An 18,114-nucleotide genomic window follows, 5' to 3' on the forward strand; every position below is an offset into this window, starting at 1 on the left:
TGCTGAAATCATCACTGGACGCGCCTGCGCTTTTACCAGGTAAGCTCCACCTGCGCCCGCCCGTCGGAGGTCCGCTCCGTCGTTCGACCGCTCGCATCCACATTGCAGTGGACCCGCTGGCGAAAGGCGGAGAAGCTGTCGAAGGTGACGACATCGACCGGATCGTCGAAATGCATCGTCAGACGATAGCGCTCCGGATCGCCGCCGAGCGACTGGACGCCGAGAATGGCACCGGTAAACGGCTGGCCGAGATAAAAGCCGCTGATCCGCGAGCCCAGCATGTAAGGGTTGAACGGCGGGCGATTGCCGACCGCCGCATGAAGCGTGTTCCAGTCGCGGTAGCCGTATTGCGCCGCGACCAGTTCCAGCGCGCGCGAGTGGCCGATCGTCGTGCCGTCCTCGCCAAGGCTTGCGCGTAAACGCTTGGCCTGGTCTTTCAGAGTATCAAGACTGGGTAGAGGGGATGTCGTGTTCCGCATGGCGGTTCTCCTGCATCGGCATACAGTGTCGAGGAGGGGTCCGCATTGCCACCGTCTGCATGCCTGAAAAAGGAATGACCGTATCGGAGGTTTGACAGAGAGTTTCACCAAAGCTTTGACGCTCGCGGACGGCAGGCACTCTCGACCTGCCGAGGTGTTTAGCGGATTTGTGAGGAGCGGTCAATTTCGGCTGAAGGCAGCGCGTTAAGATGAGGACTGTGAGGTGCCGATACCGCAACGACGCGGTGGAACTGAGGCGCTCCACTCCCACCTCCGTCATCCTCGGGCTCGACCCGAGGATCCATAAGCCGTTGACTCTATCGCGAATAATTGGATCCTCGCCTCAGGGGCGAGGATGACGGTGGAGAGCGTGGCGCATGAACGGGAAAAGGGGCCGCACCCTCCAGCGACGCCCTCCCCTGTACCCTCAAAACCGATAGGTCACCCCCGCGCCCACCAGCCACGGATCAATCTTCGCCTTGCCGCTGATGTCACCGAACGCGTCACTCGTCGCTGTCCATTTGGTCTCGAGAAAGATCTTCTTCACGTCGAAGTTCACGCCCCAGTTCTTCGTCACCATATAGTCGAAGCCCACCTGGAGTGCTGCGCCGAACTCGTTCTTGACGTCGAGATTGCTGAAGCCCGGCTTTTCGCTCTGGTGATAGAAGAGCGAGTAGTTCAAACCGGCACCCACATAGGGCTTGAAGGCACCGAAATCGGTGAAGTGATATTGCAGCGTGAGCGTCGGCGGCAGAAGCCAGGTCTTGCCGACATCGATTTCGCCGAGCGCCCCCGTCGTGTTGATCCTGGAAAAGGTCGTGCCGAGAATGAGTTCGGCGGCAATATTGTCGGTGAAGAAGTAGCTGATATCCAATTCCGGGATCACCGTGTCCGAATAGGAAAGCCCGGCACCCGGCACGCCATTGATCGTGCCGCTGTCATGGGTCAGCACGCCCAGCGCGCGAACGCGGATCATCCATGGGCTGGAAGCGGCGATGGCCTCTTCCGCTGTGGGTGTCGGTGCAACGGTTGCCAAGTCCGCAGCGATAGTGGCGCCAGGCAGGATGCCGCACAGGATGGCAAGCGGAAGGGTGGCTCTTCGGATGATCGCAAACACGTTTTCTCTCCTTGATCAGATCGATGAACACGCTTTTTGCCCGCTCCGCGCAGCGTTTAGCGCGCGAAACGAAACAGCGGCGATGTTCGCCTCATCCCTAGCGGGTTGTGCTGTTGAGGTATTTGAGGTGGATCAATCGAGCGAATTCGTCGCCTTCCAAGTGGATGACTGACGCTCGGCTCGCGATCTGCGCAACGAAAATTGCAGTAAATTCGACGAGACTAAAACATGAAATACTTATTAACCATAATTAATTCAAAATACACTTATTGATCCTACGTATAACGTACCAAAGCGAAATTTCCCTTGCACGCCGCATCCGGCGCGCCCGGGCTGGGAGGATTAAAGGGATGCGTATTTCAATTTCGGCCGCCGTCACAGCCACGGGTATCGTCCTGATCGCAGGCGTCATCCTGACGCTTGCCACCGGCGCTGGCGCGCTGAACCGCTTGAAGGTCAACGGCCCGATCTATGAGGATATCATCTACAGCAAGGACCTGATTGCCGATATTCTGCCGCCGCCGCTCTATGTGATCGAAAGCTATGCGCTGGCCAATGAAAGCACGCTCCATCCCGACACGCTGGCCGTCAACGCACCGCGCCTGAAGGTTCTCAAAGACCAGTACGAGGAGCGCCGGGCCTATTGGAAAACGACGACGCTTCCCGATTCCCTGAAGACCAAGCTTCTGGACGACGTGCTGATCAAGGGCGATGACTTCTGGCGCGAAATGCAGGACGTCACGCTTCCTGCCCTGCAGGCCAATGATCGCAATGCGATCGTCGCCTCATTGAGCGCGCTACGCCTCAAATTCCACCGCCATGAAGCCGCCGTCAACGAACTAGTGGCCATGGGCAACGTCTTCGGCAAGGAGAAAGAGGCCTTTGCCGCCTCACAGACGAGCCTGCTGCAGGGCGCGAGCTACGGGCTCGGCGTCTTCCTCATTCTGCTGTGTATTGCCTCCACCCTGTTTACCAGACGCCGCGCCATTCGTCCGCTGGGCGACATGACGAATGCCATGACGAAGATGGCGGATGGCGATCTGAAGGATGCTCCGCCGCATCTTGTTCGCCAGGACGAGATCGGCGCGATGGCAAAGGCCCTTGCGATCTTCCGTGATGCCGGACTTGCCAAGCGGCGGCTTGAAAGTGAAGCTGAAGAGGCGCGTCAGTCGAGCGATCGCGAGCGCCAGGAGCGCGAGCGCGAACGCCTGGCCGATGCCGATGCACTGCGCTTTGCCGTGGAGCAACTGGGCAGTGGCTTGAGCCAGCTTGCCACCGGCGATCTCAGCCGCAGCCTCGATCAACCGTTCCATCCGCGCTTTGAGACGCTGCGACAGAATTTCAACGAGTCGATTTCCACCCTGCGCCTGACCCTTCGCGATGTGCTGTCGGAGACCGATCACCTGAACCGCCAGGGCCAGGACCTGCGCGGCGGTGCCGACAATCTGGCGCGGCGCACCGAACAACAGGCCGCGGCACTGGAAGAAACGGCCGCCGCCCTCGAGCAGGTCACCTCCACCGGAAAGGCCGCCGTGGAGCGCATCGAAGATGCCCGCAATCTGGTCAAGGACGCCCGCAACGCCGCTGTCCATTCGTCGCAAGTCGTCGGAAAGGCTATTACCGCCATGCACCGCATCGAGACCGCATCCGGCGAAATCGGCTCGATCATCGGCGCAATCGACAACATCGCCTTCCAGACCAACCTTCTGGCGCTGAATGCCGGCGTGGAAGCCGCCCGTGCGGGTGAGGCCGGAAAGGGTTTTGCCGTAGTCGCCCAGGAAGTGCGCGAACTGGCGCAGCGCTCCGCCGCCGCCGCCAATGAGATCAAGCAGCTCGTTGCCAAATCCGGCCAGGAAGTGGCGGACGGCGTGGATCTCGTGCAATCGACCGGCGCGGTTCTGGCCGAAATCGAAGCCGTGGTTTCGCGCATCGATCTCAACATCGACAGCATCGCCACCGCCGCGCGCGAACAATCCGTGGGCCTGTCGGAAATCAACACCAGCGTCAACACGCTTGACCAGATGACCCAGCACAACGCCGCCATGGTGGAAGAAACCAACGCCGCCACCCAGAACCTCGCCGAGGCCGCCCATACCCTCGCCTCGCTAGCCGGCCGCTTCGATATCGGCGCCAACGGCCACACCGCGACGCGACGCGCCGCCTGATCGGCAGCCGAAATGAGAGACCACAGCATCGGCCCGAAAATCGGAATCGATTTTCGGAGAAGCAAGATGCGTAGATCAAAGAATTCAGAGCGTCCTTGGTGGATTCAATAAGACGCGCGGCACTCTAGGGGCGTGGTGCGATTTCAGGGATCGCACCACGCTTCTTGCTTTTTAGGCCATCCGCCTCTTGCTTCACGCCTCGTCGCAAAGTCAAATGCGATCAAGCGCTGCCTTTGCCGATCCGCAATAAGGAACGGGTGGAGGACAGGAGAACCCATGGCCGTACTGGAAAGACTGATCTGGCAGATCGAGACAGACCTCAAATCCGATCTCTCGCTACCGTCTCTCTCCAGGCGTTGTGCCGTCAACCTTCACCACATGTGCCGGGTCTTTCAGCTTGCGACGGGCATGTCGATCATGACCTATGCCCGCGCGAGACGACTGTCGGTTGCAGCGCGCGCCATAGCGTCCGGTCGGGATAGCATCATAGCCATTGCGGTGGATGCGGGCTATGGTTCTCACGAGGCCTTCACCCGCGCCTTCACCAGCTACTTCGGCACCACGCCAAGCAGCCTTAGAAGCGAGCGGTCCATCGCAACTCTCGATCTCATGGAGCCTTTTGAAATGAACAAGGATATGATCGTTCCGCTTGCGGCACCCCGCCGAGAAGAACGTGCAGCCTTTCGCGTTGTCGGTCTCGGTCTCGATTGCGCCTTCGACAAGACCGGCGAGATCCCCGCGCTCTGGGGAGCTTTCATGGAGCGCGAGGGCGAGGTACAGAACCCTGTGCCCGGCCCGGTTTACGGCGTCTGTTGCATGGGCGACGGCGCCGGTAACTTCCGCTACATTGCCGGTATCGAGGCAACCGGATCGACACCGGGCATGGAGCATATCGACATGCCCGCGCAAACCTACGCCGTCTTTACCCACAGCGGCCATATCTCCGATATCGGCAAGACGGTCTATACGATCTGGAACAAGGCGCTGCCGGAGGCCGGACTTGAAAGCGCGAACGCACCGGATTTCGAACGCTACGACCACCGCTTCGATGGTCGCACCGGTCGCGGCGAGGTGGAAATCTGGATTCCGATCGTTTCGTGAGGGGCCGCCGACCTACAAGTCGGACACAAGCCGACCGTCATTCCGCACGTGATCCAAACAGTGTCCATCTTCAACTTACTGGACAATGGACTTGATATTGATTCGACTTGGTTCTGGACGTTTCACTGCGTTCTGGACAGCGAGGATGACGACAGCGTCCTTCATCGGCGTCGACAGCATGTTCGGTGGTCTGTATCCAGATCTACATCGCGCGGATTGCCCATATCCTTCTACGTTTTGGACTCGCCGCTCACCCCCCTCTGCCCTGCCGGGCATCTCCCCCTCAAGGGGGGAGATCGAACTGTCGCACCGTCTTGCCACAACTCACGGTCAGATGTGACATGCGAAGAGCGCCTCGTGCCGATCTCCCCCCTTGAGGGGGAGATGTCCGACAGGACAGAGGGGGGTAGGATGCCAAGCATTCAAAGCTGCTTTGGCAGCTTTACAATCAACATGACAGGCCTCAAGGGCCCCATCCGCCCCTCAGGAAAACCGGCGGCCGCTGGCGACAAGCATGCCGGCCGCGCCATCCAGCCAGCCGGGCTTCAGTTCCAGCGCCAGAAAGCGGTTGCGCTCGAAGGGGCCGGGCATGACGAGGTGTTGGGTCTTGGTCGTGAAGAAGCCGAAGCGTTCGTAATAGGGCGCGTCACCCACGAGCAGGATCGCACCGTGGTCGCGGCGGGTTGCCTCGGAAATGGCGGCGCGCATCAGCGCCGAGCCGATGCCCTTGCCCTCATGCGCGGCGTCGACGGCGAGCGGTCCGAGCAGCAGGGCTGCAACCGGGCGGCCTTCGCGGGTGACGCCAGCTTCGACGTTCCACAGGCGCACCGTGCCGATGACATGGCCGTCCTGATCGCGGGCAACGAGCGCCAGACCTTCGGCCGGCACGCGGCCAGCGCGCAGCTTCTCGGAAGACTTGCGGCGGCGGCCGGGGCCCATGGCGCGGTCCAGCAGGTTTTCGCGCGCGACAATGTCGCCGGCGTTTTCGGTTTCGATGAAGAATGTCTGCGGCGTGAAGAATGCACGAACCGAATTGAGAACAGCGGCCATCTCGGCCTCCCGTTACCAAGCCGCCCACGAAAGCGGCACCTGCGAAGGAACATGTCGCGCATGCTTTTGATCGAAGCCTGCAACGACAAGGATTGAACCGTTCCGGCCCGGCGCGCGCCGCAAGCTTTTCCCTCGGCTGGACAGAGGGTTTGGCAAGCAGGGTTTGCGCCAGGCCCGGGCGTCAGCCGGGCCGGAACGGGAAGATCCGGGAGAACGCCGTCCGCCCCAACGGGCAGCGTCTCGCGCAGATCACATTGCTTTGGATCAGTGAAACCCTGAGACGGGTTTAGATCACATAGGCCTTCAAGGGCTCGAAGCCGTTGAAAGCGACCGCCGAATAGGTGGTCGTGTAGGCGCCCGTGCCTTCGATCAGAACTTCGTCGCCGATGGTCAGCGAGACCGGCAGCGGGTACATGTTCTTCTCATAGAGCACATCGGCGCTGTCGCAGGTCGGACCGGCCAGAACGCAAGGCTCCATCGTGTCCTCATCGCGCGTGGTGCGGATGGGGTAGCGAATGGCTTCGTCCATGGTTTCGGCCAGACCGCCGAACTTGCCGATATCGAGGAACACCCAGCGATGGTTGTCATTGTCGGACTTGCGCGAGACGAGAACGACTTCCGCCTTGATCACGCCCGCATTGCCAACCATGCCACGGCCCGGCTCGATGATGGTCTTCGGAATCTGGTTGCCGAAGTGCTTGCGCAGCGCCGTGTCGATTGCCTGGCCGTATTCTTCAGCGGCGGGAACGTCGCGAAGATACTTGGTCGGGAAACCGCCGCCCATATTGACCATCTGCAGGTGGATGCCCTGCTTGGCAAGAGACGCGAAGACGCGCTTGGCATCGCCAACAGCCGCATCCCATGCGTCGAGGTTCATCATTTGCGAACCGACATGGAAGGATACGCCGTAGGATTCCAGACCCAGCTGGTGAGCATAGACCAGAACGTCGACAGCCATCTGCGGCACGCAGCCGAACTTGCGCGACAGCGGCCATTCAGCGCCTTCGCCATCGGTCAGAACGCGGCAGAATACGCGCGCACCTGGGGCTGCACGGGCAACCTTTTCGACTTCCTCATGGCTGTCCACGGCGAAGAGATCGATGCCGAGCGCGTGAGCGCGTGCAACATCGCGTTCCTTCTTGATGGTGTTACCGAAGGAGATGCGGTCCGACGTCGCGCCGGCATCGAGCGCCATCTGGATTTCAGCCACGGAGGCGCAATCGAAGTTGGAGCCCATGGAAGCGAGCAGCTTCAGGATTTCAGGAGCCGGGTTTGCCTTGACGGCATAATAGATCGCGCTGTTTGGCAGGGCGTGACGAAACGCGTGGAAATTATCGCGCACGACGTCGAGATCGACCACAAGGCAGGGACCTTCGGGACGGCGGGTATTGATGAAGTCGAGGATGCGAGCAGTCGTCATCGTTGTGTTCCCTAACTTGATCCGGCTCCGGAAAATTCCGGAGGACAAAGAACGCTCGAGATATGCAAGACGAATCAGCCGGTGGAGGCGCAGATTCATTCGCATACGCTCAAGGCGCAAATATGAACAACGCCCTGCCAGGAGCATCATTCGGCTTTGTCTGCCATGGGATTGGAGGGAATCATACCCAACCGCACTTACGGCAATGATGGTGTGCCTCTTCAGTACCCCGGCTGATGGAAAGCCGGCAGAGAACCAGAAAGGCCCGCACCGTCGTTGCTTCGTATGTCCTCGCATATCCGGTTGGCCGGAACAGCGACTGGAGGGGTTAATTCCAGGTACCTTACCGAACTCCTCACCACATCGAGGGTCGGCGGACACACATGGGCACGTGCGACTTTGGGCAGGGACGGAGATAAGAATATTCGCCGTCATAATCAAGAGGATTTTTTCACCATTTCGCGAATTTTTTCGGCAGTGTTTTTCTTGTTGGACAGTGGATTCCAATCGTTCAATTATATGGAACGAACAGGAGTTTTTGGATGGACACGCTGACCCGCATTCGCGCCTTTATCGACGTGGTCGAAGCGGAAGGTTTCTCCGCCGCCGCGCGCAAGACCGGGCGCTCCAAGGCACTGCTGTCCAAATATGTGCGCGAGCTGGAAGACGATCTCGGCGCGTTGCTTCTCAACCGCACCACGCGGCAGTTTTCGCTGACCGAAGCCGGTCACACCTATTACCGCACCGCCTCCGATATCCTGAAGGAGATCGACAATCTCGCCGACCTCGTGCGCGAGAAGAATTCCGACCTGAAGGGCAAGCTGCGCCTATCCGTCCCGCGCACCTTCATCGATGCCGATGTCGGCCAGAGCCTCATCGATTTCGCTCGCGAAAACCCCGAGCTTTCCATGGAGATCGTCGCCGACGACCGCTTCGTCGATCTGATCGAGGAAGGTTTCGACCTCGCCATCCGCATCACCAAGCTGGAAGATTCCGGCCTGATTGCCCGCAAGCTTTCGGATTTCCGCGTCCATGCGGTGGCAACACCGGATTTCGTTGCCCGCCATGGGCCTCTGGAAAACCCGCAGGATCTGGGAAAGGTCCCCTGCATCATCGATACCAATTCCCGCTTCCAGAACCACATCCGCTATTTTGAGCCGGGCGGCGGCACCAATTCGGTGGCAACCCGCGGGCCGATCGAAGTCAACAGCCCGCAGGCGACGCTGCGCGCCGCGCGCTCCGGTCTTGGCGTTGCCATCGTACCGGACTTCATTGCCCGCCCGCATATCCAGTCCGGCGAGCTGGTGACGCTTTTCGATGATTATATTTCCCGCGATCGCGGCATTTACGCAGTCTATCCGCACCGGCGTTACCTGCCCGCAAAGGTGCGCAGCTTCGTCGATTATCTGTCCAACTGGTTCCGAAAGAACGGTTGATCGGCGCTCCGCCGAAATTCAGACCCAATTTGTTATAGAGTAACCGCAGATTCGCCCGAGGATAAAACGCGGCCCATGAAAAAACTCATCCTGCCTATGGCCGCCTGCGCCTCCGCTTGTCTTGCGCCGCTTAACGCTTTCGCCCATCCGCACATCTTTGCCGAAGCGCGCATGGAAATCATCGAAGGGGCGGATGGCAATGTGCAGGAAGTGCGCAACATCTGGCGCTTCGACGAGATGTTTTCCGCAAGCGTGGTGCTGGATTACGACAAGAACAGCGACGCCAAGCTCGACAAGGAAGAGCTCGCCGAAATCGGCAACACGGTGCATGAATCGCTGGCGGAATATTCCTATTACACCTTCATTGCGGTGAACGGAAAAAACATCGACTTCAACAAGCCGGATGTCATCCATGTGGATTACAAGGATGGCCAGATCCTGATGTTCTTCTCCGTCAAGCCGAAAGACCCGCTGCCGGTCAAAGGCAAGCTCTCCTTCGGCGCCTGGGACCCGACCATGTATACGGCCATCGATTTCGCCAAGGACACCGACATCGTGGTGAAAGGCCCACATCTGGCCGCCTGCAAACACAAGGTGGTACGCCCTGACCCGGATGAAATCATCGCCCAGAACCAGAGCAGCCTGACCGACGCCTTCTTCAACGACCCGACCGGCACCGACATGACCAAGCTCTTTGCGACAAGACTGGAACTGCAATGCTAGGCAACAGCGTGTTATCGCGACGAGCAAGACAGAACGAGTCAGCTAAGCTTCTGCTGGCGCTGACCACCCTCACCCTGCTCCTCGCCTCGCTCGGCATTGCGCATGCCCAATCGCCGCTCGGCATCGGCTCGGCCGAGCCGTCCATTTCCGTCGGCGGGCCGCTCGCCCCCTTCTTCCAGTGGATCAACGTCCACCAGCAGAGTTTCTACCGCGCACTGACCGGCGCGCTGAAAGCCATGCGCGAAGACCCATGGGCGCTGACATCGCTGATCGGCCTCTCCTTTGCTTATGGCGTGTTCCATGCGGCAGGACCCGGCCACGGCAAGGCTGTCATCTCCTCCTACATGATCGCCAATGAGACGCAGCTGAAACGCGGCATTTTGATTTCCTTCGTCTCGGCGCTGATCCAGGGCGTGGTCGCCATCGGCCTCGTCGTCGCAGCTTACTTTCTGCTGCGCGGCACCTCCATCACCATGACGAAAGCCACGCAGGCGATGGAGATCGCAAGCTTCGCCATGGTCGCGCTTTTCGGTGCATGGCTCCTGGTGCGCAAGATCTGGAGCCTGATGCGCCAGCGCGCCGATCATCCTGCTGTTTCGCCGGCGCAAACACCCGCACCGGCGCTCGTCGCATCGGCATCTCCCGTCACAAGCGCTGCCTTCTCATTCAAGTCAACCGACACCACAACGAGCGGCTTCGCAGAGGCCGGAACCGCAGCCCCCCGCCGTACCGGCATGGGCACGGGCCTGCGCTTCCAGGGCCAGCCGGTGTTTGCCGATCACGCCCAAAGCGGCAGCGGTGACATCTGCGATGCCTGCGGCAAGGCGCACGCGCCGGACCCCTCCATCTTCCAGTCGCGCACCTTCAGCCTCACAGAGGCTTGGTCCGCCATCGTCGCAGTGGGTCTTCGCCCCTGCTCCGGCGCCATCATCGTCATGAGCTTTTCGATGCTCAACGGCCTGCTCATCGGCGGCATGCTCTCGGTGCTTGCCATGTCCATCGGCACCGCCATCACCGTCTCGCTGCTCGCCATCCTCGCTGTCACTGCCAAGGACGCCGCCATCCGCTACGCCGGAACCGGAAGCCGTCGTGCCTCCAGGATCGCCAATGGCATCGAGATTGCCGGGGCGCTGGTGGTGCTGTTGATGGGGCTGGCGCTTCTGGGCGCGTCGTTGCAGGCGTGAGGCTTTGTGGGGCAGCAGCCCGCTAGGCTCTGCTCGCCTTGTTGATCTTCACAGCTTTCGGTGGAGCAGTGGCGCTGACTGCGCTATGGGTCTTGTTACGGCCGTCATCCTTGGCCTCGTAGAGCAGCCTGTCGGCGCGTTCATAGAGGGACGCCAGGTCTTCATCGCCGGAAATGGACATGATCCCCATGCTTGCGGTGACGGGCGTTTCCAGGCCGGGAACCACAGTGGAGATAGTTCCCGGGATGGCCTGTCGGCGCAACTCCGCCTGCGCCACAACGTCATCCCCTCTCAAGAGCAGCACGAACTCTTCGCCGCCAAGGCGATAGGCACGCACATCCGGCGCATCGTTCAGCGCGACTGCCACGGCTTTCAGAACCTCGTCTCCGACATGATGGCCGTATCGGTCGTTGATGGCCTTGAAATGATCGAGATCGATGGCGGCGAGCGCGATGAAACCCTCAGTGCGAAGCTGCTTGAACTGCCGCTCAAGGGCGCGCCTGTTGCGCAAACCCGTCAACGGATCGGTTTGCGACAGCCGCTCAAGCAGCTCCGCTTCGCTTCGCGCGCGGTCTCTCTCCCGCCGGATGATGACGAAGCGGTCGGCCACGCCAAGCGTCGTCATGACGATTTCAAACATGCAGCCGAAATAGAAGAGCAGCATGGCATCGGCAATTTGCAGCGACGGCGTGATACCCGTTACGACCCGGATCGCCCCGACGACGGCCAGCGGCGCATAGCCGATCATCTGAAACCGTGCAGCGCGGCTTCCCCGATAAAGCGAGTCGAACATCGCCAGCAGAAATACAGCCAGCACCGGCACGAACCCCGCCGTATATGCCGCTGACTGGATGGGCCGCGCGACGAAAGGAAAGCTCGCATGAAAGACTGCGAGCAACATCGCCCATGCCGCACAATAGGGAAGGACGCGCCGCAGCAGCGGATGCATCAAACCCGGCTCGATAAAGCTGTAGGTGAACATCGCGCCGGAGCCGATCGTCATCCCGAAGATCAGCGTCGTCATCCAGCTCAGCCTCAGTGCCGGAGGATCGAAGAAAGCAACCGCCAGACCGGAAGACACGACGATCGTCATCATCAAGGACAAGGTGAGAGCCGTGTGCCAGAGAACGAATGGCTGGCGCAACACCCGGTAGAATGCAGCATTGAAAATTAGCGGCATGACGAGCATGCCCGCAAGGGCTGCGAGAAGCAGCAGGAACCGCAAATCCTCCGTGCCGGCTGCCGTATCGGTCGGCGAAAGAAACGCATTCTCCAACGTCATCCGGTGCGTGGGCAGATCAAACGCTGCAACGACCTGCCGCGTGGCGGACGTGACCGCAGGCAAGGACGCAAAGAAGTACCCGCCATCCATCGAACTGTTGAGCGCCCCACCCGGATAGGACGCCTGGCGAACCGCCCCATCATCATCGACCGCCAGCAGATGCACCGCTTCCAGCGCGCTTCGGCGCGACAACAGATATTGGGGAAGCACGCGATCCGCGTCGATATCGAACCGAAGCAACACCCGCTCGGCATCGATCGAAAGTGTCTGCCGCGTGCCGGAGCACGACCACCTCGGCTCATCGCGAACAACGGCAACGAGATCTTCCGTCGGCGCGGCAGTCGCCCAACAGGAGGCACGAATATTGGCAGAATCGGCAGCCCCGGCGACGGCAGCGCTGAAGAGTGCCACCATCACCAGAAGCAGAGAGGCCATCAGACCTTTGAAGACGCTGCTCGGGATCATGCACTGATGCTAATGGAGAAACCTTGTGATGGCGTTAAGAGGGAGAAGCGGAGCTGGTTGTGCTGGTGGTGCGGGTTGAGCTGTAATGCACATCGGTGCTTACTTTTACCAAGAGCGAGTATAGGTGTGCGAAGACACATAAATTACTGGCGAGCTTGTTCGGACAGCACACACTTCCGAGTTGAAAATGTTACGTATGCGTGGAATTAATCAGCCTTGAAAATCACCTGGGCTCTTCCGTGAAACAGCAGTTTGAAGTTGAAGTAGAAAACGACCACATCCAGAGGGTTACTTCCGCAAAACCACTTGCAGCACTTTGCGAGCTTATCTGGAACGCCTACGACGCAGACGCGCAAGAGGTAAAAATCGAACTCGAAGCGGGCCAACTTGCAAATCTTGGCGTCATCCGAGTCGTCGATGATGGAAAAGGTATTCCAGCCGACAGAGCGAAGAACTTCTTCAAATCTCTCGGCGGCTCCTGGAAAAAGCGTACCCCAAAAACCGAAGGTGGTCGTTCAATTCACGGGGAAAAAGGACAAGGCCGCTTCAAAGCGTTTGCGCTGGGTGAGCGCGTGACCTGGATTTCATGCCATTCTGGTAAAAAGTTTTCCATCAGTGGCGACAAATCAGACCTCAAGCGGTTTTCGATTTCCGAAAGCGTGCCAGCAGCAAATACCGGCTGCGTAGTGGAAATTGACCGTGTGCTTCGCGATTTTGAGATTTGGGCGAAAGACGGGTTCGCGGAGCAGGTGCGTGATGTTTTCGCTCTTCAACTCTACGAAGATCCGAAATTCCGCATCGTTTATGACGGTGAGGAAATCGATGCGCGTGAAGCGATTAGACATGTGACGCCTTATGAGGTGATGGCGACCACCGAAGGAGGTAAAGAGTACCGAGCGACGGTGGAGATTATCGAATGGAAGAAGAGGGTCGAGCGCAAGCTGATGCTTTGTCTCCCCGGTCGATTCAGCTTTCATGAGATGGCACCAGGGATACATGCACGCGGATTTGACTTCACCGCCTATCTGACCGCCAACCACTTTCAAAATCTAGTAGACGCCAATACTGAAGGGCTTGTGGAGCTCGACCCGCCCTCTATGGCACTTGTTGAGGCCGCGAAGACAAAACTACGTGAGCACTTCCGAGTAAGAGAAGCGGACCGCTCTCGTGTGAAAATTCAAGAGTGGAAAGAGGCGGAAATATATCCTTACGAGGGAAAAACGTCTGATCCCATCGAATTAAATGAAAGGCAAGTATTCGATGTCGTCGCTTTGAACCTAGCCGACTACAGCCCTGACTTCGAAAAGGCACCGCCTAAGCAGCAGAAACTCATTTTACAGCTCGTCAAAGCAGCCGTTGAAACAGGGCCTACTGCACTGCTGTCCATATTTGAGAATGTCCTTGATCTGCCTACTGAAAGGCAGGAGGAACTGGCTGATCTGCTGCGAAAGACGTCTCTTACCGCTGTAATCAACGCTGCGAAAGCTGTGACTAATCGTCTGGAGTTTTTGCGAGCTCTGCAAATTTTGGTGTTCGAGCCGAACTCCAAACGCCAACTTCTCGAACGCTCGCAACTACATCGTATTATTGCTCAAGAGACTTGGATATTCGGGGAACAGTTTAATCTGATGAATGACGACGAGGACCTATCTGCGGTCCTGCGAAGTCATATCCGATTGCTCGGTAGCGATAATGCCGATGGGACGCTCAGAGATGAACTTGCGCCACCACAACCAGTCGTAGACGCGGATGGAAAGGCTGCCATTGTTGACCTGATGCTTTCTTGTCGAGTGCCTACCCCAACCGACGATCAGCGAAAACACCTTGTCGTGGAACTGAAACGGCCAAGTCAAAATCTCAACGAGGATGTGATCAACCAGATCAAGAAGTATGCGAAAGCGGTGGCGCTCGATGACCGCTTCAAACACTCTGATGTCGAATGGGACTTTGTAGCTGTAGCTAACCGCTTCACAAAAGATGCAGAGTTTGAGGCACGCCAGAAGGACAAGCCACGTGGTATAGTGCTTGAAATAGATGATCCCATCAAAATTAGGGTTTGGGCTAAGACTTGGGGGGAGATCATACAAGAGGCAGAGGGCCGATTGACCTTCTACAAGCGAAGACTCAATTATCAGGCGACCGATACAGAGGCGCTTAGATACCTCAGTACTATCAATTCGGACTATCTCAGTGATGAAATCAAAGAGCGTCTCTCTGCACTGAATATGCAAGGAGCATTGGTTGCTGGCAAGTGAGGTACCAGAGCATTACTCCGTTGGCACTTAAATTCTCAGCGCCTAAATTCTGAGACGCAACCTGCTTGTCAATTAAGTGGGCTGTTCCTTTTAAGGCTCGGTTCAAGAATGTGATAACAACAAAGATCAGACCCGCCAATCCCGCCGATGTCCCGGCACTGTTTCATATCCGCACGTCTGTTCGGGAGAACCACCTCAGCCGCGAGCAACTTATAAGTCTCGGCATCACCGAAGCCTCGATCGCCAAGATGATTTCCTCAGCGCCCTGCGCTTGGGTTGCAGTCGTGGACGATCAAGTCGTTGCCTTCTCGATGGTCGATATTGTCGAAGCGTCTCTCTTCGCTGCCTTCGTTCTTCCGTCGTATGAAGGGATGGGGCTTGGCGCTCAGCTTGTTCATGCTGCTGAGGAGGAGTTGTTTCGCCACCATCGTGACATATGGCTGGAAACGGCTGCGGAAAGCCGCGCTGCTGGCTTCTACCGGCGTTTGGGATGGGGCGATGAACGCAAGGTAGAGGGAGATCAAATTCGGCTCACCAAGACGAGGCCTTGATCGCTCTTTCAGGCAGGGTCAGTTGGTCGTAGGTGTTCAATAGCACTCCATGGCGCAAACTTCTCTGTGCTGCATCGCGAGAGGACAACCGATGTGCGTCGAGGTCCAGCAGACATCGTCGATTTGTTCTACGCGCCCACGAACTGCATCGGACAGAACGCCCGCAATATTAGACAATACGCAACAACGTCGCCGAAGTGACCTTGACAGGCAAGGTCACGCATTTACAGGTCCCCCCTTAATTTACGGAGGGAAAGATCATGAAGGCACTGGCGCAGATATCGTCGTTCGTTGGCAAGACATTCGCGGCCTGGGTGGTGCTGTTTGCGGTCCTCGGCTTCTTCTTTCCCGATACGTTCAAGCAGATCGGCCCATGGATCGTGACGTTGCTGTCCATCATCATGTTCGGCATGGGTCTGACCCTTTCGCTGGATGACTTCCGCGAGGTGGTGAAGCGGCCATTCGATGCGACGATCGGCGTCCTCGGCCAGTTCCTGATCATGCCGCTTCTGGCTGTTCTCTTGACCAAGTTCATTCCGATGCCGCCGGAAGTGGCGGCAGGCGTGATCCTGGTAGGCTGCTGCCCTGGTGGCACCTCCTCCAACGTCATGACCTACCTGTCCAAGGGCGATGTGGCGCTTTCGGTTGCCTGCACCTCGGTCACCACGCTTGCGGCGCCCATCATCACGCCCTTCCTCGTCTGGCTGTTTGCAAGCCAGTACCTGCCCGTCGATGGCTGGGCGATGTTCATGAGCATCATCAAGGTGGTGCTGGTGCCCCTGGCGCTTGGCGCACTGTTGCAAAAGCTTCTGCCCGCCTTCGTCAAGGCTGCGGTTCCTGCTCTGCCTCTCGTCAGCGTCATCGGCATCGTCCTCATCGTCTCGGCAGTTGTTGGCGCGTCCAAGGCGTCCATCGTCCAGTCCGGCCTGATGATCTTCGCCGTCGTCATCCTTCACAACGGCCTTGGTTACCTGCTGGGCTTCTTTGCCGCCAAGGCCTTCGGCCTGACGCTTGCCAAGCGCAAAGCCATCGCCATCGAGGTGGGCATGCAGAATTCCGGCCTTGGCGCAGCCCTTGCCACAGCCTATTTCTCGCCACTCGCCGCTGTGCCCAGCGCCATCTTCAGTGTATGGCACAACATCTCCGGTGCCCTTTTGGCCAACTGGTTTGCTGGCCGCGGCAAGGAAGAGATCACGCAGCGCTGAAACATCTGCTTATCGACAGGCGAAAAATGGTTCGAGCGAGCGGGTTCGATCCGCTCGCTCGCATGCTGTGCGCGCGGGGCAATGACCCCAAGACGACGAACAAAGCGGCAGACGGTTCTATCGTGTGCCCATCTAACGGCTGGGTGCCGCCACCATTCTGAGCCATATGCTTGAAATTGTCTCGCGACCGGCTGCATCTGCGGGTACCCGCCCGTTTCATGACCGGGTACCCAATGTCGCAAGGTTCTTAGACCTGCAGCAAACCGCCATCGACGCAGAGTTCGGCACCTGCGATATAGCTCGCCTCATCGCTCAACAGGAACAGAGCGGCGGCAGCCACTTCCGAAGGTTTGGCCATGCGACCCATGGGGATTGGCGCGACGATGCCTGCGCGCACGTCGTCGGCAACAGCCGCCATCATGTCGGTATCCGTCGGGCCGGGTGCAACGACGTTGACGCGGATGCCTTTGGGCGCAAGTTCCGCGGTCCATGTGCGGGCATAGGAGCGGACCGCCGCCTTGGTTGCACAATAGGTGCCGTAGCCGGCATAGCCTGCGCTACCGGCAATCGACCCGATGAGGACAACCGAACCGCCGCCTGTCATTGCAGGAAGAGCGGCCTGGAAGCCGAACACCATGCCTCGGACGTTGACATCGAAGTGGCGGTCGAAATGCTCCGGCGTGACCTCGGCGATGGGCGACGGCTCGGAAAGACCGGCATTCAAGACCAGCGCGTCTATATGGCCGTGGGCTTGGCGGACGGTTTCAACAGCCGCGAGCATATCCTCCGGCGAGCTTGCATCGGCGGCGATGCCGACCGCGCCGTTGCCGATGTTGAGGGCTGCCTTTTCAGCCTCGTCGCCTTTGCGGCTGGTGAGGAAGACCTTGGCGCCTTCGCCAGCCAGTCGCTCTGCTATGGCGAGACCAATGCCCTTTGCACCGCCCACGACCAGAGCCACCTTGTTGTTCATGCGAGCCATCGTAATTCCTTTCAATCAATGACCCAGCCATGATATACAGTGGATATCTGATATCAATTACGCACCTGGAATAGCCTAGATATGGATGAGTATACCGACCTGGAAACCCTTTCAGCGCAGGCACTTTGCGATATGCCCAAGGTCCGCCCGGTGCTGGACAAGATCGCCGACAAGTGGACGATCCTGATCCTGACGGTGATTTGCCCCAAGCCATCGCGCTTCAACGAAATCAAGCGGCGTCTCGATGGCATCACCCACAAGGCACTGGCCGACGCCTTGAAGAGGCTGGAGCGCAACGGGCTTGTGACCCGAACGGTTCTGCCGACGCAGCCGATCGGCGTGGAATATGCCATCACGCCCCTCGGCCACTCCCTGCGACAACCATTCGAAGCCTTGTGTGCATGGGCAGCGGCCAACAGCGAGACGATCGAGGCGGCAACGAAGAGCTACGACGACGCGAAGGATCGTCGTTGACGCGATCTCTCTATTCGCTCATGGCGCGGACTTTCAAATGGCATCGTCAAGCCGCAGATGGGGTTGCGCCGAGCCGCCGTCTCCGCCCATTCATCCTTCTCGTCCAGTTGGCGGTCGAGACAAAAACATTGAAGCTTGCGGCCTGACCCCATAAAGCCTGCTCACAAAAGGCCTTGATGCTGGCGATGGTCGATCCCTGACGACCGCACATCCGGAAAGCATGGACCC

Annotated in this window: 15 protein-coding genes; 9 read left to right on the top strand and 6 right to left on the bottom strand. The window is 58.8% G+C overall.

Annotated features, from left to right (window positions below):
• Window positions 1-32: 32 nt before the first annotated feature.
• Both WKI41_RS12470 and WKI41_RS12475 read right to left on the bottom strand, forming a co-directional pair.
• A complete protein-coding gene (locus WKI41_RS12470; protein WP_340193828.1) occupies window positions 33-479 on the bottom strand; it encodes a glyoxalase superfamily protein in 447 nt (148 codons plus the stop codon).
• Between the two features lie 427 nt (window positions 480-906).
• Window positions 907-1,587, bottom strand: coding sequence for an OmpW/AlkL family protein (locus tag WKI41_RS12475; protein WP_425341029.1), 681 nt, complete (start codon window positions 1,585-1,587; stop codon window positions 907-909).
• A gap of 359 nt (window positions 1,588-1,946) precedes the next feature.
• Between WKI41_RS12475 and WKI41_RS12480 the strand changes: the two genes are divergently transcribed.
• Both WKI41_RS12480 and WKI41_RS12485 read left to right on the top strand, forming a co-directional pair.
• Window positions 1,947-3,761 carry a methyl-accepting chemotaxis protein gene (locus WKI41_RS12480; protein WP_340193829.1) on the top strand — a complete coding sequence of 605 codons (1,815 nt, stop codon included), beginning with the start codon at window positions 1,947-1,949 and terminating at the stop codon, window positions 3,759-3,761.
• A gap of 276 nt (window positions 3,762-4,037) precedes the next feature.
• Window positions 4,038-4,862, top strand: coding sequence for an AraC family transcriptional regulator (locus WKI41_RS12485; RefSeq protein WP_340193830.1), 825 nt, complete (start codon window positions 4,038-4,040; stop codon window positions 4,860-4,862).
• Window positions 4,863-5,345: 483 nt separating this feature from the next.
• Here WKI41_RS12485 and WKI41_RS12490 read toward each other — a convergent pair whose 3' ends face one another.
• Both WKI41_RS12490 and odc2 read right to left on the bottom strand, forming a co-directional pair.
• A complete protein-coding gene (locus WKI41_RS12490; RefSeq protein ID WP_340193831.1) occupies window positions 5,346-5,912 on the bottom strand; it encodes a GNAT family N-acetyltransferase in 567 nt (188 codons plus the stop codon).
• A gap of 286 nt (window positions 5,913-6,198) precedes the next feature.
• Entirely contained in the window at window positions 6,199-7,332 is a 1,134-nt protein-coding gene (gene odc2, locus WKI41_RS12495) for an ornithine/lysine decarboxylase (RefSeq protein WP_113180914.1), read from the bottom strand.
• Window positions 7,333-7,874: 542 nt separating this feature from the next.
• Here odc2 and WKI41_RS12500 point away from each other — a divergent pair.
• From WKI41_RS12500 to WKI41_RS12510, 3 genes are all read left to right on the top strand, one after another.
• Window positions 7,875-8,768 (top strand): LysR family transcriptional regulator, encoded by an 894-nt coding sequence (locus WKI41_RS12500; RefSeq protein WP_062427799.1) that lies wholly within the window; start codon window positions 7,875-7,877, stop codon window positions 8,766-8,768.
• A gap of 75 nt (window positions 8,769-8,843) precedes the next feature.
• On the top strand, window positions 8,844-9,491 hold the full coding sequence (locus WKI41_RS12505; RefSeq protein ID WP_340193832.1) for a DUF1007 family protein: 648 nt from the start codon (window positions 8,844-8,846) through the stop codon (window positions 9,489-9,491).
• A gap of 8 nt (window positions 9,492-9,499) precedes the next feature.
• Entirely contained in the window at window positions 9,500-10,675 is a 1,176-nt protein-coding gene (locus WKI41_RS12510) for a nickel/cobalt transporter (protein ID WP_425341030.1), read from the top strand.
• A gap of 22 nt (window positions 10,676-10,697) precedes the next feature.
• Here WKI41_RS12510 and WKI41_RS12515 read toward each other — a convergent pair whose 3' ends face one another.
• Window positions 10,698-12,422, bottom strand: coding sequence for a diguanylate cyclase (locus WKI41_RS12515; protein ID WP_340193834.1), 1,725 nt, complete (start codon window positions 12,420-12,422; stop codon window positions 10,698-10,700).
• A 239-nt stretch (window positions 12,423-12,661) separates the two neighbouring features.
• On the opposite strand from WKI41_RS12515, the gene WKI41_RS12520 reads away from it, so the two are divergent.
• The 3 genes from WKI41_RS12520 (at window position 12,662) to WKI41_RS12530 (ending at window position 16,433) form a co-directional block, all read left to right on the top strand.
• Window positions 12,662-14,677: an ATP-binding protein gene (locus WKI41_RS12520; RefSeq protein WP_340193835.1), complete on the top strand. Its 2,016-nt coding sequence runs from the start codon at window positions 12,662-12,664 to the stop codon at window positions 14,675-14,677.
• 110 nt (window positions 14,678-14,787) lie between these two features.
• Window positions 14,788-15,228 carry a GNAT family N-acetyltransferase gene (locus WKI41_RS12525; protein ID WP_340193836.1) on the top strand — a complete coding sequence of 147 codons (441 nt, stop codon included), beginning with the start codon at window positions 14,788-14,790 and terminating at the stop codon, window positions 15,226-15,228.
• Between the two features lie 260 nt (window positions 15,229-15,488).
• On the top strand, window positions 15,489-16,433 hold the full coding sequence (locus WKI41_RS12530; protein WP_340193837.1) for a bile acid:sodium symporter family protein: 945 nt from the start codon (window positions 15,489-15,491) through the stop codon (window positions 16,431-16,433).
• Window positions 16,434-16,680: 247 nt separating this feature from the next.
• Here WKI41_RS12530 and WKI41_RS12535 read toward each other — a convergent pair whose 3' ends face one another.
• Entirely contained in the window at window positions 16,681-17,412 is a 732-nt protein-coding gene (locus WKI41_RS12535) for a glucose 1-dehydrogenase (RefSeq protein ID WP_340193838.1), read from the bottom strand.
• An 81-nt stretch (window positions 17,413-17,493) separates the two neighbouring features.
• Here WKI41_RS12535 and WKI41_RS12540 point away from each other — a divergent pair, with 81 nt between their 5' ends.
• Entirely contained in the window at window positions 17,494-17,886 is a 393-nt protein-coding gene (locus WKI41_RS12540) for a winged helix-turn-helix transcriptional regulator (RefSeq protein WP_340193839.1), read from the top strand.
• Window positions 17,887-18,114 lie beyond the last annotated feature (228 nt).

This window comes from Agrobacterium larrymoorei, assembly GCF_037722385.1.
In the GTDB taxonomy this organism is placed as follows: Bacteria; Pseudomonadota; Alphaproteobacteria; order Rhizobiales; family Rhizobiaceae; genus Agrobacterium; species Agrobacterium larrymoorei_C.

Bases quoted from the DNA above. Each gene is read 5' to 3' on its own strand.
- WKI41_RS12470 (WP_340193828.1), bottom strand. From the start codon at position 479: ATGCGGAACACGACATCCCCTCTACCCAGTCTTGATACTCTGAAAGAC.
- WKI41_RS12480 (WP_340193829.1), top strand. From the start codon at position 1,947: ATGCGTATTTCAATTTCGGCCGCCGTCACAGCCACGGGTATCGTCCTG.
- WKI41_RS12485 (WP_340193830.1), top strand. From the start codon at position 4,038: ATGGCCGTACTGGAAAGACTGATCTGGCAGATCGAGACAGACCTCAAA.
- WKI41_RS12490 (WP_340193831.1), bottom strand. From the start codon at position 5,912: ATGGCCGCTGTTCTCAATTCGGTTCGTGCATTCTTCACGCCGCAGACA.
- odc2 (WP_113180914.1), bottom strand. From the start codon at position 7,332: ATGACGACTGCTCGCATCCTCGACTTCATCAATACCCGCCGTCCCGAA.
- WKI41_RS12500 (WP_062427799.1), top strand. From the start codon at position 7,875: ATGGACACGCTGACCCGCATTCGCGCCTTTATCGACGTGGTCGAAGCG.
- WKI41_RS12505 (WP_340193832.1), top strand. From the start codon at position 8,844: ATGAAAAAACTCATCCTGCCTATGGCCGCCTGCGCCTCCGCTTGTCTT.
- WKI41_RS12515 (WP_340193834.1), bottom strand. From the start codon at position 12,422: ATGATCCCGAGCAGCGTCTTCAAAGGTCTGATGGCCTCTCTGCTTCTG.
- WKI41_RS12530 (WP_340193837.1), top strand. From the start codon at position 15,489: ATGAAGGCACTGGCGCAGATATCGTCGTTCGTTGGCAAGACATTCGCG.
- WKI41_RS12535 (WP_340193838.1), bottom strand. From the start codon at position 17,412: ATGGCTCGCATGAACAACAAGGTGGCTCTGGTCGTGGGCGGTGCAAAG.
- WKI41_RS12540 (WP_340193839.1), top strand. From the start codon at position 17,494: ATGGATGAGTATACCGACCTGGAAACCCTTTCAGCGCAGGCACTTTGC.